This is a genomic window from Paraburkholderia hiiakae (assembly GCF_904848665.1).
Taxonomy (GTDB): Bacteria; Pseudomonadota; Gammaproteobacteria; order Burkholderiales; family Burkholderiaceae; genus Paraburkholderia; species Paraburkholderia hiiakae.
The window spans coordinates 117,624-134,222 of record NZ_CAJHCQ010000018.1 but is presented as its reverse complement, the minus strand read 5'-3'; the positions used below and the strand labels follow the sequence as shown (position 1 = coordinate 134,222).

Below are 16,599 nucleotides of genomic sequence, written 5' to 3'. Positions count from 1 at the left end.
GCTTGGTAGCGCTTCCGAATATTTTTGTGACTCGCGATGGGGCGCGCGTGTCTTCCTGTTGAGCTGCAGTTGTCACAAGGGCAATAACAGCAATGAACTCGAGCAACGAATTTTCCTATTTCGCTTACGGCTCCAACATGTCGGTACGTCGCCTCGCCGCGAGGCTGCCGTCAGCGAGGGTGGTCACCACGGGGTTCGTGACAGGCTACAAACTCGCGTTCGATAAATTGAGCAAAAAGGACGGCTCCGGTAAATGCGATTGTGAGCACACCGGAAACGTTGGTGACAGAGTCTACGGCGTCATTTTTTCGGTGGTGCATAGCGAACGGGAGACGCTCGACACATTCGAGGGAGCGGGTAAGGGCTACGAGCCTTTGAGTGTCCGGGTTGATACCGCGATTGGCGGCGTATATGCGCTGACCTACGTCGCCACGAAAAAGCAACCGGGTCTTCTGCCATACCACTGGTACAAGCAGCATGTATTGGTGGGTGCAAGAGAGGCGAACTTGCCTGGAGACTATGTGCGAGCGATCGAAGCGGTTGTCTCAATCGACGACCCTGATCCGGCTCGAACTGAGACGGAGCTTCGGGCTTACTCGGCTACTTGATCAGGCCGCGGCCGACTCGACAAAATTCCTTTGCCACCCACCAATCTGTCCCGACTTGCAACATCTGGCAACACGAGTGGTAACATTTGTTGTCACCCACTGCCCGAGCGACGCATGCCAGACAGTTTCGACCAACTCGCCGCGCTGATCCGCGCGCGTTTCTCCGACTTGAGCCCGCAGTTCCAGACCGGCGCTGCCTTTCTGCTCGACCATCCCGACGAAGTGGCCGTCTCGTCCATGCGGAAGGTGGCCGAGCGCGCCAACGTGCAGCCCGCCTCGCTCGTGCGACTGTCCCAGCAACTGGGCTTTCCGGGCTGGAATGAGCTGCGGGACCTGTTCGTCGCGCGGGTGCGCACACGGCCGGAGCCGCTTTCCTCGCGGGCTCGCTCTCTCGTGGCGGGCAACGCGAAGGACGGCCTTGCGCGCGACTTGCTCGTGGCGCAACAGCACAATCTGGAGGCGAGCGCGGCGCACAACACACGCTCGATGGTCGAGGCGGCGCGTGTATTGCGCCGCGCGAAACATGTGCACGTGGCGGGCTTCCGCTCGTGCTATGCGGTGGCGTTCGGGCTCGTCTACGGTTACCGCCTGTTCCGGCCTTCCGTTTCCCTGCTGGGCGGTGAGGCGGGCACGCTGGAGATGCAGTTGCTCGGCATCGAGCGCGACAGTGCAACGATTGTTGTCAGCTTCGCACCGTACTCGGTCGAGGCGGTGCGTGTGGCGGAGGCCGCGCTTGCCAAGGGCGGCCGCCTGATCGCGATTACCGACAGTGCCGTCTCGCCCATCGCGCTGAACGCCGACAAGGCGCTGATCTTCACGCACGAAAGCCCGTCGTTTTTCCCTTCGCTCGTGGCGGCGACGGCGCTGGCCGAGTCGCTCGTCGCTCATCTGCTGGCGCTCGAAGGCTCGGGCGCGATCGCGCAACTCGAACAGGCCGAGCGTTCGCTGAACGCACGCGGCGCTTACGTGCCCTGAGCGCGCCGCCTCGGCATTTCCGAGACATTTCACGCTTGTTCTCCCGCTGGAAGATGCTGTTGCAAAGCGGCATCCGGCTTTGTTTTATCCGTCTTTATCTCATTTGTTGCGGTATATATTTACATTGACAACATATGTTGCTGAGGCGTATAAAAAGCACTATACGAAGCCCCATCGCGGTAGCGAAGTGAGAAAACCGATGCAGGAACTGAAGACTTTCCGCGTGGCCGGCTCGCCCGAGGCGGTCGGGCGGCAACTCGGCGCACACGTGAAGCCAATCTTTGCCGACTACATGGCGCAAAGCGGCGCCTGGCAGGCGGTGAGCCGCTGGCGCGGCAGTGTGTTCGCGCAGCAGTTGCGCGCCGCAGCCGCACAGCATTTCCCGGCCTATGTCGCGGAAATCGACGCCATGGCGCAGGCGCTGGACTGGTCCGCAGACGACCTGTTCCTCTGGAATTGCCGCGGCGAGCTGATCCATAGCGCGCCGGACGGCTGCACGACGCTTGCGGCGCGCACGCCTGCCGCGGGCCTCATTGCGCACAACGAAGACGGCGACCCCTGGCTGCATGGCCGATGCAGTGTGGTCGAGGTCGAACCCGAAGGAAAGCCCGGTTTCGTGAGCTTTTACTACCCGGGCTCGCTGCCGGGGCATACCTTCGCGGCCACGCGCGCGGGACTTGCGCAAGCGATCAACAACGTGCGCATTCGCGAGCCGCACGTGGGCGTGCCGCGCATGATTCTCGCGCGCGCTGTGCTCGATTGCGTGACGCTGGGAGACGCGCTCGCGCTGCTGCGTGACACGCCGCGAGCGAGCGGCTTTCACCACACGATCGGCGGCACGGACGAAGCGGGCGAGGTGCGTGTGTATAGCGTCGAAGCGACCGCGCAGCGCGCTTCGGCGCGCGAAGTGAGCACGCCCTCGGGCCACGCGAATCACCTCATTCACACGGGCTGCGAGCGTGAGTCGCAGATCGTCACCGAATCGTCGCGCGATCGCCAGCTCCGCCTCGCCGAACTGTTGCCCGCGCTTGGCGCGCAGCCCGACGGCGCGGCCTTCGTGCAGGTACTGCAGGATCGCGCGGGCGCTGGCCTGCCGATTTTCCGCGACGACCCGCACGACCCGGACGACGAAAACACGCTCGCCACTGCCTGCATGCGCGTCGAACCGCACGGCGTGGCGTTCGACGTCTGGCAGGGCGGCGAGCGCGTGCTCGACCTCTTTATCGATTCGAACGCGCGCCATGCCGGCGGCGCGACCCGTTAATCATTCACGGACTCATCGAGGACACATATGACCAAGGTGTTTCATCGGATGCCGAAGCAAACCTTACCCGTCGCGGTGGCGGGCGAAGGCATCGAGATCATCGATTCCACTGGCAAGCGCTACATCGACGCGAGCGGCGGTGCCGCCGTCTCGTGCCTCGGCCACAGCAACCCGCGCGTGATCGAGGCGATCAAGCGCCAGGCGCAGCAACTGCCGTACGCGCACACCTCGTTTTTCACGACCGAGGCATCGGAGCAGCTGGCCGATCACCTCATCGCCGCCGCGCCCAAGGGGCTAGACCATGTGTACTTCGTGTCGGGCGGTTCGGAGGCGATCGAGGCCGCGCTCAAGCTCGCGCGCCAGTACTTCGTGGAGAAGGGGGAGCTTGCGCGCCGCCACTTCATCGCGCGCCGCCAGAGCTACCACGGCAACACACTCGGCGCGCTCGCGATAGGCGGCAATGCTTGGCGCCGCGAGCCGTTCCTGCCGATCCTGATCGAATCGCATCATGTGAGCCCGTGCTACGCATACCGCGAACGCCACGAGGGCGAAACCGACGAGGCCTACGCGCAGCGCCTCGCCGACGAACTCGAACAGAAGATTCTCGAACTCGGTCCGGACACGGTCGCGGCCTTCGTCGCGGAGACTGTGGTCGGCGCAACGGCCGGCGCAGTGCCGCCCGTGCGCGAGTACTTCCGCAAGATCCGCGCGGTGTGCGACCGCTTCGGCGTGCTGCTGATCCTCGACGAGATCATGTCGGGCATGGGTCGCACCGGATATCTGTTTGCCTGCGAAGAAGACGGCGTTTCGCCGGACCTGCTGACGATCGCGAAGGGCCTGGGCGCGGGCTACCAGCCGATCGGCGCGACGCTCGTGAGCCAGCGGATCTACGAGACGATCGTGGGCGGCAGCGGCTACTTCCAGCACGGCCACACCTATCTCGGCCACGCCACGGCGTGCGCGGCGGCGCTCGAAGTGCAGCGCGTGATCGCCGAGGAAAAGCTGCTCGACAACGTGCTCGCCCGCGGCGAGCAACTGCGCGCGCGTCTGCGCGAGCGTTATGCGGACCATCCGTACGTGGGCGACGTGCGCGGCCGCGGCTTGTTCGTGGGTGTCGAGCTGGTGAAGGACCGCACCACGAAAGCGAGCTTCGACCCGGCGCTCAAGCTGCACGCGGCGATCAAGCGCGAAGCGTTCGCGCGCGGCCTGATGGTCTACCCGATGGGCGGCACCGTGGACGGCCGCAACGGCGATCATGTGCTGCTTGCGCCGCCGTTCATTTGCACCGAGCAGAACATCGACGCCATCGTAGAGCGGCTTACCGCCGCGCTCGACGGTGCGCTCGACGCGACGGGTGTGGCGCGCCCGGCGTAAGCTTCGCCGTCAGTGATCGATGTGCAACTAACTGTCCGCCGCTCACACCGACCGCGATCGCGGCGACCGCAGCCGCGGCGGCTGCAAACGGTCGCGCGCGAACGGCCATGACCTCCAACGGAGTCCAACGATGACGCAAACCCCACTCTCACGGCTTCCCGCGTTCGACGCTGCACAGGCGTTGCCAGAGCAGAAGGCCGTGCTCGACGAGATCCTTTCCGGTCCTCGGGGCAACCTCAACGGGCCCTTCCTCGGCTGGATCCACAGCCCGGAACTGGCGCAGCATGCGCAGCGCCTGGGCGCGTTCTGCCGCTACCAGACTGGCCTGTCACTACACCACTCGGAACTGGCGATTCTCGTCACGGCCGCGCGCTGGCAGGCGCAGGCCGAGTGGTACATCCACTATCCCATCGCGCTGAAGGCGGGCGTGCCCGAGGCGCTGGCCGAGCAAATCCGCACGGGCGCCACGCCGCAGTTCGACGAGCCCGATGACGCGCTGATCTACGCATTCACGACTGAGCTGTACGACGCGAAGCGCGTTTCCGATGCGACTTACGCGCGTGCCGTCGAGCGCTTTGGTCACGAAACCACGATCAACCTGGTGGGGCTGCTTGGCTACTACGCGCTCGTCGCGATGACACTCAACGTCTTCGGCATGCGCGCTGAGGGCCAGACGACGCTGCCGTTCGCGGAATAAGCGCGGCCTGACCGTGCCCTGGACACGCACCGCCCCATCCGGTTTTGCCGGATGGGTTTTTTTTGCACTGCACTGCAATTCCATTTAAGTGACAACCGTATTTCAACCGCATAATCTTTGAAATCCCACAGCTAAAGCGTGAGGATTCGCTCGCGGCCGCGAAGTTCGCGTCTGGCGTAGAGGAATTAATCGAACGAGCGGTTTATTGATACAGAAAACGTTTCCACTCGCGCCACCAGGGCTGCCGTTTTACGGCCCTAATGGTTAATACGGTTGCTGCCTTGCCATATTTATTGCAGCTGCAGCGCGTCATTTTCCATTGGCGAGCGTGAAATAATATGACTGTTTGGTGGGGGAACCTTGTCCGGTAGCTTTTGCCAGGCGTGCACGACTTTCCCCGTAAATTGTGCAGGGCAGGATTAAACGGTGGTTTCGCCATGCGTCGAATAACAGGGTTTCCAGCAGGTGTTATGAAAATCGCTTGCACGCGTTAATTCGAGTTGCTAGTCTTGCAAAACTTATTAATGACCGCCTCATTCTCATTATCGAAAGGGCGGTGGGGAGCCGGGGTGCTAATCCACCGGTTTTTTTCTCTGTGCGACTTTTTAACGGGGAACATCATGCTTGATACGACCATCGACGTAGCCGAAAAGCCGCTCGCTGCCATGGCCGGAATTGGCGACGTTGTCACCCTGAAATCTGGCGGTCCGCGCATGACCGTCATGTACGCCGGCCCGGTTGGCTTTGCCAGCGGTCACTGGCTGATCTGCCAGTGGTTCGACGAGCACGGCGAACTGCGCCAGGACATGTTCGCCCAGGACATGGTGCAAATCGAACCCCGCTCGATTCCCGCGGCATTTGTGAAAATGCGCAGTCCGGCTGGCGGAAGGGCCATCGGCGGGATCTGAAGCGCAGACCCAGACAGACCTGTGGGCGCGCAAGCGCGCCGCAGACGTGCCAAACACGTATGAAAATGCGGCCGGGCCAAATGTGCCCGGCCGTTTGCTTTATCGCTGGCCCTCGGCGGCGATACGCACGGCGAGCCCGGCCAGCACCGTGCCCATGAGCCAGCGCTGAAGCTTGAGCCAGCCCGGCCGGTCGCCGAGAAACGTTGCAATCGTACCCGCCGTCATCGCAACAACTGCGTTCACGCTGATCGAAAGCGCGATCTGCACGCTGCCGAGCACGATGGACTGTGCGAGCACGCTGCCGTGATGCGGGTCGATGAATTGCGGCAGCAGCGACAAATACAGAATGGCAATTTTCGGGTTCAGCAGATTCGTGACGAACCCCATCAGAAAGAGCTTGCGTGGGCGGTCGGCGGGCAGTTCGCGCACCTGGAACGGCGAGCGGCCGCCCGGTTTGAGCGCCTGCCATGCGAGCCAGAACAGATAGAGCGCGCCGCCCAGGCGCAGCGCGTCGTAGGCGAATGGCACGGCCATCAGCAACGCGGTAATGCCGAATGCGGCGCACACCATGTAGAACACGAAACCGAGCGCGACCCCGCCCAGTGAGATCAGGCCTGCCTTGCGGCCCTGGCAGATCGAGCGCGAGATCAGATAGATCATGTTGGGTCCGGGCGTGAGCGCCATGCCGAGCGCGACGGCGGCAAAGGCGAGCAGCGGGGCGGCGTGTGGCATGACGGGGCTCCGTGTTGGGTGTAGGGCTGGGTGTCAGGGTGACGTGAGCAGCGGGTACTGGCCTGTGCGCGCTCAAAACGGCGCGGCCAAAGCAGCTTGATTCCTGGTGATTATTCCATGCGAGGGCGGCGTGTGCTCGCCATGGCCTGCAACGTTGGCCAAACGGATAAACCTCAATGCGGGGAGCGCTTTTGGTCAGCGGTGCCCGATTTGCGTGCGTGGACCCGATCGTCGAGCCGGCGCGAGAAGAGCAGCATGCCCAGCCGGCGGCTGCGAACCTTGGTCTGCCCGCCGAGATCCTTCGGCGGATTCGGTTGAAGCGCCCAGAAGAGCGCCAGCAGCCAGCCGAGCAACGTCCAGCCGAGCACGGCGTTGAAGACCGCGATGACCAGCAGGTCGTGACGCTGGCGCCTGTCGGCGATCAGCGCGGGGAGAAAGTAGAGCGCGACCACCGCTGCGAGAACGACGATCTCGAAGACGGAACGGCTCACCATATTTCATTCTCCAGAAAAAAGGGCGGAATATGCCTGATTCATCATTGTCGCGCGGATTGGACCTGAGCGCACGCCATGCCTTGACCGAATGGCCAACGCTGGGTACGAGGGGGTGTCGGCGGGCGGGGGTTCGGGTCTATCATCGGGTTTTTCATCGCAGGGAACCGACACCATGATCTCCGACCCGTCCGAGGCAACCCGCCAACTCGACCACGACGCATTGCGTGTCTTCGTAGAACGTAAATGGCATGACGAGATCGTGCCCGCGTTGACCGACTACATCGCGGTGCCCGCCAAGAGTCCGGCGTTCGACCCGCAGTGGGCACAGCACGGCTATCTCGAGCGCGTCGTGCAGGAGGCCGCGAAATGGGCGGAGCAGCAGCCGGTGCGTGGCCTGAAGCTGGAGATCGTGCGCCTGCCGGGCCGCACGCCGGTGATTTTCTTCGAGGCGCCCGCCACGCGTTCGGGCAGCAGCGAGACGGTCGTGCTCTACGGCCACCTCGACAAACAGCCGGAATTCGCCGGCTGGCGCAACGACCTCGGCCCCTGGACGCCGAAGCTAGAAGACGGCCGCCTCTATGGCCGCGGCGGTGCTGACGACGGCTACGCGATCTACGCGAGCGTCACGGCGCTCGCCGCGCTCGACGCGCAAGGCATCGAGCGGCCGCGCTGCGTGGGCCTCATCGAAACGTGCGAGGAGTCGGGCAGCTATGACTTGCTGCCTTATGTCGATGCGCTGCGCGAGCGGCTCGGCAACGTCGGTCTCGTTGTTTGTCTCGATTCGGGCGCGGGCAACTACGATCAGCTATGGCTCACCACGTCACTGCGCGGGCTCGTGGCGGGCGACCTGGAAGTCGAAGTGCTCGAGGAGGGTATTCACTCGGGCTCTTACGGTGGAATTGCGCCTTCGAGCTTCCGCGTGATGCGGCAACTCTTCGAGCGTCTGGAAGATGCCGCGAGCGGCACGCTGCTGCCCAAGGGATTCCATTGCGCGATTCCCTCGCAGCGCTTGAGCGAAGCCGAGGCCACGGCGAAGATCCTTGGCGAAAACGTCTGGAAGAGCATGCCTTGGGCATGCGGCCAGGACGGCCGGCGCGTGCTGCCTACCACCACGGACCCGCAGCAGGCGCTGCTCGATTCCACGTGGCGGCCGTCGCTTTCGGTCACGGGCGCGGCAGGCCTGCCCGCACTCGCCGACGCCGGCAACGTGCTGCGGCCGCGCACGGCGTTCAAGCTCTCGCTGCGTTTGCCTCCGCTAGTCGAGGCTTCGAAGGCCGTGGCCGAACTGAAGGCGTTGCTCGAACTCGATCCGCCGTATAACGCCAAGGTCACCTTCAAGCCGGACGCGGGCGCGGCCAACGGCTGGAGTGCGCCGGAACTCGCCCCGTGGCTTACCGAAGCGCTCAACGCCGCATCGCGCACTCATTTCGGCGCGGATTGCGCGTATCTCGGCCAGGGCGGCACGATTCCGCTCATGAACGTGCTGCAGGCAGGGTTTCCCAAGTCGCAATTCATGGTGTGCGGCGTACTCGGCCCGAAGTCCAACGCGCACGGGCCGAACGAGTTCCTGCATGTGCCCTATGCGAAGAAACTCACGGCCACGGTGGCTGAAGTGATCGCCGCAGCACCTTGAGTTTTCAGTGGCGGTGAACGGCGGGCGCGCCGTTGGCAGGCGGTGCGTCTTCCGTAACGTGCCCGTCGCCATGGCATGAGCAGTTCTCGTCGTCCATGGGCTGTTCGAGACTCTTCATGATCCCGCACTCGGCGCTGCTGCTCTGGTGGGCATGGCAGCTCTCGCGCAGCGTGCGCAATTGCTGCTCGAGTACGCGCATCGATTCGATTTGCTGATGAATGCGCTCGATCTGGCTGTCGATCAACTCGTTGACTTCGTCGCAGGGCTGGCTCGGGTCGGCCTGGAAGCGACGCAGCATGCGGATGTCCGTGAGCCCGATGCCCAGTGACCGGCAATGGCGGATGAAGTTGAGTTGCGCGGCGTGCACGGCCGTGTAGCTGCGGTATCCGTTGGTTTCGCGCGCGGGCTCGTCCAGCAGGCCCTCGCGCTCGTAAAAGCGCACTGTCTCGACATCGCAGTGCGCAAAACGCGCCAGTTCACCGATTCGCATGGTCGCGGCTCTCCCAAATGACTTGACCCTGTAGTGGCTACAGGCTGTTCAATGATTGTGTCACTTTTGCGAGAAACCGGCTATGAACCAGAGCTACCTGTCGCGGCTCGGCATTGCGCAGCGCCTGCGCGCGCGTGATGAGGAAGGGGCCGTGTGCGGCGCTCACGGGTCTGGCGGCGCGGTTGGCGCGTGCGGCGGCCACGAGCACAAGCACGACCACGAGCATGAGCACGACCACAGCCAGGCGCATCAACACGACCACGGTCAGTCCTGCGGTAGCGCGCACGCAGCCGAGTCCCAATCCGGCGCCGGGCCGAAGGGGCACACGCATGGGCAAGCCTGCTGTCACGACGGCGTGCCGCCGCGAAGCGCGCGCCGCGCAGCCCCGGCGCCCGAAGGCACGCGCCGCGCGCGCTGGCGTATCGAAAACATGGATTGCCCGACCGAGGAGCGCCTCATCCGCAACCGGCTCGAGCCCATGCCGGGCGTCGTGCGCCTCGACTTCGACCTGCTCGCGCGAGAACTGACCGTGCATCATCAGCTCGACGATACGCAGCCTGTCGTAGCCGCGCTGCGTGCACTCGACATGGCGCCGCGCGAACTCGACGATAACGCGTCCGCGCAAGCCGCACCGCCTGCGTCTATCGGCCTGGCGCTGCGCCAGAAGCTGCTGCTGGCGGTGAGCGGCGTGGCAGCCGCGGGCGCTGAGGTGCTCGCCTGGAGCACCGGCAAGGAAACCAGCCTGCTCGTACTCGCTTGCGCGGTCATCTCCATCCTGTGCGCGGGTTTGCCCACGCTGCGCAAGGGCTGGATCGCGCTGCGCAATTTCACGATCAACATCTACTTCCTGATGTCGCTCGCGTTGATCGGCGCCGTTGCGATCGGCAAGTGGCCCGAAGCGGCGATGGTGGTCTTCCTGTTCGCCCTCGCGGAGGAAATCGAAGCGCTTTCGCTCGAACGCGCCCGTCAGGCGATCCGCGCGCTCACCGCGCTCGCGCCCGAAACCGCCGAGGTCTGGCAAGCCGGCGATGGCGTACCTGAGCGGGGCGAATGGCGCGAGTACGCGGTGGGCGAAGTGGCTGTCGGCAGCCGCATTCGCGTGCGGACCGGCCAGCGCGTGCCGCTCGACGCACGCATGGTCGCCGGCCGTGCCGCGCTCGATCAGGCGCCGATCACGGGCGAAAGCCTGCCGGTCGACAAGGAGACGGGCGCGGCGCTCTACGCGGGCAGCATCGTCGTCGATGGTGTGGTCGAGGCGGTCGTCAGCGCGGCCGCGCAGGACAGCACGCTCGCGCGCATCGCCGCGGCGGTGCAGGAAGCGCAGGCACAACGCGCGCCCACGCAGCGTTTCGTCGACCAGTTCGCGCGCTACTACACGCCGGCCGTGGTCGTGCTCGCCGTGGTCATCGCGCTTGCCGGGCCGCTCGTGTTCGGCGGCGCGTGGAGCGCGTGGCTCTACAAGGCGCTCGTCCTGCTCGTGATTGCCTGCCCGTGCGCGCTCGTTGTCTCGACGCCGGTAACGATCGTGAGCGGCCTCGCCGCCGCCGCGCGCCACGGCATGCTCGTGAAGGGCGGCGTGTGGCTCGAACGCGGCCGGCTGCTGAAGGCGGTCGCGCTCGACAAGACCGGCACCCTCACGCGTGGCGAGCCTGTCCTGACCGATGCGCTCGCGGCGCCGGTTCGGGCGCTGGTCACCGCAGAGGCGTCCGGCGAAGCTCGGCTTTCTACCGAAGAAGCACTGCGCATCGCGGCGAGCCTGGACGATGCGAGCACGCACCCCGTCGCGCGTGCGGTAGTCGAAGGCTGGCGGGCGCGTGCGCCGGATGCGCGCCTGCTCGCGGTCGATCAGTTCGCGGTGCTAAACGGTCGCGGCGTGCAAGGCCGCATCGACGGCGCGCTCTGGAGCCTCGGCAATCATCGTCTGGTGGAGGAGCTTGGTTTGTGCTCGCCCGAACTCGAAGCGCAACTGGCGACGCTGGAGCACGCGGGCAAGACGGCGATCGTGCTGTGCGCGCCGCAGGAGGCGGTTGCCGTGTTCGCCGTGGCCGACGCACTGCGCGCAGAAAGCGCCCCGGCCGTGCAGGCCTTGCGCGCGCTCGGCGTGACGCCCGTCATGCTGACCGGCGACAACGTGTCGACCGCACGCGCGATTGCCGATCAACTCGGCATTGACGACGCACGCGGCAATCTGATGCCGCAGGACAAGCAGGATGCGATCGCCGCGCTCTCACAGCAGTACGGCATGGCGGCGATGGTCGGCGACGGCGTGAACGACGCGCCCGCGCTCGCGCGCGCCGACATCGGCTTCGCGATGGGCGCGGCTGGCACCGCGACTGCGCTCGAGACCGCCGATGTCGCGATCATGGACGACGATCCGCGCAAGATCGCGGCGTTCATTGGCCTGTCGCGCAAAACCGCGGCCGTGCTCACGCAGAACATCGCGCTTGCGCTCGGCATCAAGGCTGTGTTTCTCGTGCTCGCGATGGCCGGCGAGGCCACGCTCTGGATGGCCGTGTTCGCCGACGTGGGCGCGAGCCTGCTCGTCGTCGCGAACGGCCTGCGCGTGCGTCGGCATTTCGACGCCACGCGCAACATGACGAAGCCTTCTGCGTTGACGGCGCAACGCAACTAACAGCCAAGCCCGCCCGGCGCATACCAGGCGCGCCTCACCACGGCTTGGCGAGGCGCGCGCGTAGTTCGGCGCGCGTGCTCTCGTCGAACTCGCCGAGAAAGCCAAAGCGGCCGGCAATCAGGGTCGCGGCCGGCACGCCGTCGCGGAACACGATGCGGTTGCCGGCGAGCGCCGGCACTTTCTCGCCGGGCAGCAGCGTGCCGAGGAGATTGAGCGGATCGGCGGCGCTCACGCAGACGAGCGCGCCGCCTTCTCCTTGTGTCGATCCGCGCCGCCGCACGTCGCGCAGCAGCGCCACGGCTTCGGGCAGCGCGAACTGCTCGCCCGAAATCCCGGTGACAAAGCGGCCGCCGCGCACCTCGCCGCGCGCTTCCATGCGATGCAACACGCGCAGCAGATCGCGCCAGGGCGGTAGCCACGCCGCCTCGCGTCCGAGCAGATGCCAGCTGACCACGCCGTAACGGCGCAGTAGCACATTGGAGACGTGCTCCAGCAGTTGCGGGTCGGCGGGTGGGCGGCGCGACGTGCTGGCGCTCGTGTGCCTTGCGCGTACAAGCGCCTGCGCTCGCGTACCTGCCACAACACGCGCATCCAACGTAGTCGACTCCGCCGTGGCGAGCGCCTGCGCATCGTCCGTATCCACACGCGGATCAGCCGGCGCATCGGCTGCATTGGCCAACTGTACGCGCCGCAGCGTCGCCCAGCGCCCCGCGTCGGCCATGCCGCCCGCGAGCGGCCCGAAGCCGCGCGGCCGGCGTCTGCCGTGATGCGCGCTGCGCTGCGCCGCCGGTTTCACGAGCGCGCGCAGTCCCGCAAAGCTGTCCGCATTCACGAGGCCAGCCGCCACCAGTTCGCCAAGCGCGTTTTCCAGCTCGACGCCGAGCAGATGCGCGTCGGCGGCGAGTTCGTCGAAGAACATCGCGCCGTGCCGCAGCAGAGCCTCGTACACACGCTGCGCGCGCGCCGACAGTCCCGCAGTGTCGGGCGTTTCGACGAGCGCCATCCAGCGCGTGAGTTCGCGGCGCGCGAGCAGCACGACCGGCGTGCTGCGCACGGTCGTTGCGGACGCCGCGCGCGCGGGCAGCCTGGCCCAGGCGAGACGCCCCGAGCGGCACAGCTCGTCGAGCAGCATGGGCGTGTAGTCGTCGATGCGCGCCGGCAGGATTTCGTCTTCCCACGCGAGCGCCGAGGCTTCCCAGCCTTCGAGCTGGTCGAGCACGGCGGCTAGCGCGTCGCGGCCCGAGCCGCGCGTGCCGGGCGCAACGCGTTGCCATTCGAACAGAAAGCGCATGAAGTCGTGACGCTCGACCGGCTCGATTTCGCGCCGGAGCTTGCGCACCGTGTAGCGATGGATGCGCGCGAGCAGATGGCGCTCGCACCATTCCTCGTGGCCGCCGCTCATCGCTTGCTGCGTGAAGCGTCCGCGCATCGCGGTGCCTTCGGCTTCGAGGCGCGTGAGCGCGAGCGCCGCCACGCTCGCCTCCAGCGCGAGCGGCCGCGCCACCTGCGCGACCGTGAGCGGCCCGAAGCCCGACAGGCGCGCGCGCACGATTTCGACGAGCGCCGCGTCCTCGGTCCACGCATCCGCGTATTCAGGCGGCGGCGTGAGTTGCGGTTCGCACTTTGCCTGTGGGTAAATGGCCTGCACGCACGCGAGCCGCTCGATGCCCACCCACAGCGCGTCGCATTCCGCGACCGGCAGCCGCGTGGCGCGGCCCGCCGCTGCCAGATCGGCGAGCCATGCGTGCCACTGCGGCTCCTGCTGGGCTTCGCTTTCGGCCAGCGCGCCGAGGCTCGTGAGTGCGTCGTGCATTTCGTCGGCGTCGCGCACTTGGGGCCACGCTTCTTCGCGCACGCTCGCAATGGCTTCGGGGTCCAGCGCGCCAAGATCGTCGGTGGATTCGGGGTCGCTCCAGCGGCGCGACAGCACGGCCTGCGTGCGGCGTTCCTCGATCGGGGCGTCGTCGAGGAAGGCATAGGGGCGCGCGGTGAGGATCTCGGCAGCGAGCGGCGAGGGCGCGGGCAACTCGCGCACGACGAGCTTCACCTCGCTCGCCTCGATGCGGCGCAGCAGGGCGATCCATGCTTCGGTATCCATAGCATCGTGCAGGCAGTCGTCGAGCGTCTGGTCGACTAGCGGATGACGCGGCACTTCGCGCTCGCCCGCGATGTTCTCGACGCACGCCACCTGGTCGGGGAACACGGCTGCGAGCAGGTCCTCGCTGCGCATGCGCTGGATCTGCGGCGGCGTCTTGCGGCCGCTGGTCTGGCGCGGTAGCGCGAGTGACGTCGTCGCGTTCCAGCGCCAGCGCACGCCGAAGAGTGGCGCGTCGAGCAGCGCCTGCACGAGCAGATGCTCCGCGGAATTCGAATGGAGGTAGCGCCACACCTCGTCCAGGGCGAAGCTGTGCGCGCCGGTGAGCGAAAGGATGATGGCGTCCTCGGTCGCGGCGGCCTGCAGTTCGAAGTTGAACTGGCGGCAAAAACGCTTGCGCAGTGCGAGGCCCCACGCGCGATTGAGGCGGCTGCCGAACGGCGTGTGGATCACGAGCTGTGTGCCGCCCGCCTCGTCGAAAAAGCGCTCCATGACGAGCGTGTCCTGCGTGGGCAGTACCGTGAGCGCCGCCCGGGCGCGCGCGAGATATTCGACGATCTGGCGCGCCGCGGCGTCGTCGATTCCGAGCGACGCGGCGAGCGCAGCCGTGGCGCGATCGACTATGGCGGGCGACGCGGCATCGTCTGCCGCATTCGCGCTGGCGTTTGCACTCGCATCGATCAGCGCCGCTTCCACCTGCTTGCGCAGCCGCGAAATCGCGAACGAAAGCTCGTCGCTGCGGCCCGGCGCCTCGCCCAGCCAGAACGGGATGTTGGGCGGCTGACCTTGGGCGTCTTCCACACGCACGCGGCCCGCTTCGATGCGCAGGATCCGGTACGAGGCGTTGCCGAGCTGGAACACGTCGCCCGCAAGGCTTTCGACGGCGAAGTCCTCGTTGACGGTGCCAATCTGCACGCCCTGCGGCTCCAGCAGCACGGAGTAGTCGGCGTTGTCGGGAATCGTGCCGCCCGACGTGAGCGCGACGAGCCGCGCGCCGCGCCGTGCGCGCAGCGTGTGGCTCACCACGTCGCGATGCAGATAAGCGGCGCGCGGCCCGTGACGGCTCGTGTAGCCCTCGGCGAGCATGCGCAGCACGGCGTCGAACTGCGTGCGTTCGAGCGCGGCCCACGGCGTCGCGCGCCGTACGAGCGCGTAGAGCGCGTCTTCTTCCCATGCTTCGCAGGCCACTTCGGCGACGATCTGCTGCGCGAGCACGTCGAGCGGCGCATGCGGCAGCGCGAGGCGATCGAGTTCGCCGCGCCGCACGCTGTCCAGCAGCGCCGCACATTCGATCAAGTCGTCGCGCGAAGTGGGAAAGAGCCGCCCCTTCGGCACGCCGCCAACCTGGTGCCCTGAGCGCCCCACGCGCTGGAGGAAGGCCGCGATCGAGCGCGGCGAGCCGATCTGGCACACGAGATCGACGTCGCCGATATCGATGCCCAGTTCGAGCGACGCCGTTGCGACGAGCACGCGCAGGTCGCCGCTCTTTAGCCGCTGCTCAGCGAGAAAACGATGCTCGCGCGCGAGGCTGCCGTGGTGCGCGGCTACGGCTTCGGCGCCCAGACGGTCGGTGAGATGGCGCGCCACGCGTTCGGCCATGCGGCGCGTGTTGACGAACACGAGCGTGGTGCGGTGCATGGCGACGAGTTCGGCCATGCGGTCGTACACGCGCTCCCACACGTCGTTCGCCATCACGGCTTCGAGCGGCACGGGGGGGATTTCTATCGCGAGGTCGCGCTTGCGCGTATGGCCCACGTCGACGATCTCGCAGGCGGGCGGGTTGGCGTTCGGATCTTGCGCCGCCTCGCCCATCCCCACCAGAAAGCGCGCGACGGTGTCGATCGGCTTTTGCGTGGCCGAAAGCCCGATGCGCAGCAGGCGCGAGCCGCACAACGCGTCGAGCCGCTCGAGACTCAGCGCGAGATGGCAGCCACGCTTGTTGCCCGCGAGCGCGTGAATTTCGTCGACGATCACACTGCGCGCGCTCGCCAGCATGCGGCGGCCCGACTCGGAGCCGAGCAGCACATAAAGCGATTCGGGCGTCGTCACGAGAATATGTGGCGCGCGTTTTCTGAGCGCCGCGCGCTCGGGCTGAGGCGTGTCGCCGGTGCGCACCGCGGTGCGGATTTCGACCGGCGGCAAGCCGAGGCGCGCGAGTTCCGTTGCGATACCTTCGAGCGGCCGTTCGAGATTGAGCCGGATGTCGTTGGAGAGCGCCTTGAGCGGCGAAACGTAGACGACGAGCGTCGTGTCGGGCAGCGCGCCGCCGTTGGCGAGGCCTTCACGCACGAGCTCGTCGAGTGCCGCGAGAAAGGCGGTGAGCGTTTTGCCCGAGCCCGTTGGGGCCGCCACCAGCGTCGCGCGCCGGTTCGCGATGAGCGGCCATGCGGCGCGTTGCGCGGCGGTCGGCGCGTCGAAACTGCGCCGAAACCAGCCGGCCACCGCCGGATGAAAGCGCGCAAGCACGTCGCCGTCGCCTTCGTCGTGCTGATTGGCGGCAGCTTCAAGCGCGTGCGGATCGGATGCGGGCGAAGATGTTGTCATGCGGATGGCGGCAGGATGGCAGCATTGCACGTCCGCCAGTCTCGCAGCTTTCGTGCGTGCCTGCCTGGCGGGAGAGAGGCGGGGAGGGTCCGGGCCGACGTTCGGCAAGCGTAGCGCGAACGCAGTATCCTCGCCGCGTTGGACTTTCCCTCG

12 protein-coding genes are annotated in these 16,599 nt (G+C 66.5%); 8 read left to right on the top strand and 4 right to left on the bottom strand.

Annotation, left to right across the window (positions count from 1 at the left end):
• Window positions 1-92: 92 nt before the first annotated feature.
• The 6 genes from JMY28_RS28685 to JMY28_RS28660 all read left to right on the top strand — a co-directional run bounded on the left by JMY28_RS28685 (window position 93) and on the right by JMY28_RS28660 (window position 5,826).
• Complete coding sequence (locus tag JMY28_RS28685; RefSeq protein WP_201699285.1) at window positions 93-608, top strand: gamma-glutamylcyclotransferase family protein; 516 nt, start codon at window positions 93-95, stop codon at window positions 606-608.
• A gap of 114 nt (window positions 609-722) precedes the next feature.
• Window positions 723-1,583 carry a MurR/RpiR family transcriptional regulator gene (locus tag JMY28_RS28680; protein ID WP_201699284.1) on the top strand — a complete coding sequence of 287 codons (861 nt, stop codon included), beginning with the start codon at window positions 723-725 and terminating at the stop codon, window positions 1,581-1,583.
• Between the two features lie 199 nt (window positions 1,584-1,782).
• Window positions 1,783-2,847 (top strand): C45 family autoproteolytic acyltransferase/hydolase, encoded by a 1,065-nt coding sequence (locus tag JMY28_RS28675; protein ID WP_201699283.1) that lies wholly within the window; start codon window positions 1,783-1,785, stop codon window positions 2,845-2,847.
• 27 nt (window positions 2,848-2,874) lie between these two features.
• Window positions 2,875-4,221: an aspartate aminotransferase family protein gene (locus tag JMY28_RS28670; protein WP_201699282.1), complete on the top strand. Its 1,347-nt coding sequence runs from the start codon at window positions 2,875-2,877 to the stop codon at window positions 4,219-4,221.
• 130 nt (window positions 4,222-4,351) lie between these two features.
• Window positions 4,352-4,918: a carboxymuconolactone decarboxylase family protein gene (locus JMY28_RS28665; RefSeq protein WP_201699281.1), complete on the top strand. Its 567-nt coding sequence runs from the start codon at window positions 4,352-4,354 to the stop codon at window positions 4,916-4,918.
• Between the two features lie 620 nt (window positions 4,919-5,538).
• Complete coding sequence (locus JMY28_RS28660) at window positions 5,539-5,826, top strand: YodC family protein (RefSeq protein WP_201699280.1); 288 nt, start codon at window positions 5,539-5,541, stop codon at window positions 5,824-5,826.
• 99 nt (window positions 5,827-5,925) lie between these two features.
• Here the strand turns inward: JMY28_RS28660 and JMY28_RS28655 are convergent, their stop codons facing one another.
• On the bottom strand, window positions 5,926-6,558 hold the full coding sequence (locus tag JMY28_RS28655; RefSeq protein WP_201699279.1) for a LysE family translocator: 633 nt from the start codon (window positions 6,556-6,558) through the stop codon (window positions 5,926-5,928).
• 173 nt (window positions 6,559-6,731) lie between these two features.
• Window positions 6,732-7,052, bottom strand: coding sequence for a superinfection immunity protein (locus JMY28_RS28650; protein ID WP_201699278.1), 321 nt, complete (start codon window positions 7,050-7,052; stop codon window positions 6,732-6,734).
• Window positions 7,053-7,224: 172 nt separating this feature from the next.
• Between JMY28_RS28650 and JMY28_RS28645 the strand changes: the two genes are divergently transcribed.
• Complete coding sequence (locus tag JMY28_RS28645; protein ID WP_201699277.1) at window positions 7,225-8,685, top strand: M20 family metallopeptidase; 1,461 nt, start codon at window positions 7,225-7,227, stop codon at window positions 8,683-8,685.
• A gap of 4 nt (window positions 8,686-8,689) precedes the next feature.
• On the opposite strand, the gene JMY28_RS28640 is transcribed toward JMY28_RS28645, so the two are convergent.
• Window positions 8,690-9,175 (bottom strand): Cd(II)/Pb(II)-responsive transcriptional regulator, encoded by a 486-nt coding sequence (locus tag JMY28_RS28640; protein ID WP_201699276.1) that lies wholly within the window; start codon window positions 9,173-9,175, stop codon window positions 8,690-8,692.
• Window positions 9,176-9,257: 82 nt separating this feature from the next.
• Between JMY28_RS28640 and JMY28_RS28635 the strand changes: the two genes are divergently transcribed.
• On the top strand, window positions 9,258-11,807 hold the full coding sequence (locus tag JMY28_RS28635) for a heavy metal translocating P-type ATPase (protein ID WP_201699275.1): 2,550 nt from the start codon (window positions 9,258-9,260) through the stop codon (window positions 11,805-11,807).
• A gap of 34 nt (window positions 11,808-11,841) precedes the next feature.
• Here JMY28_RS28635 and JMY28_RS28630 read toward each other — a convergent pair whose 3' ends face one another.
• Complete coding sequence (locus JMY28_RS28630) at window positions 11,842-16,446, bottom strand: DEAD/DEAH box helicase (protein ID WP_201699274.1); 4,605 nt, start codon at window positions 16,444-16,446, stop codon at window positions 11,842-11,844.
• Between the last annotated feature and the right edge of the window lie 153 nt (window positions 16,447-16,599).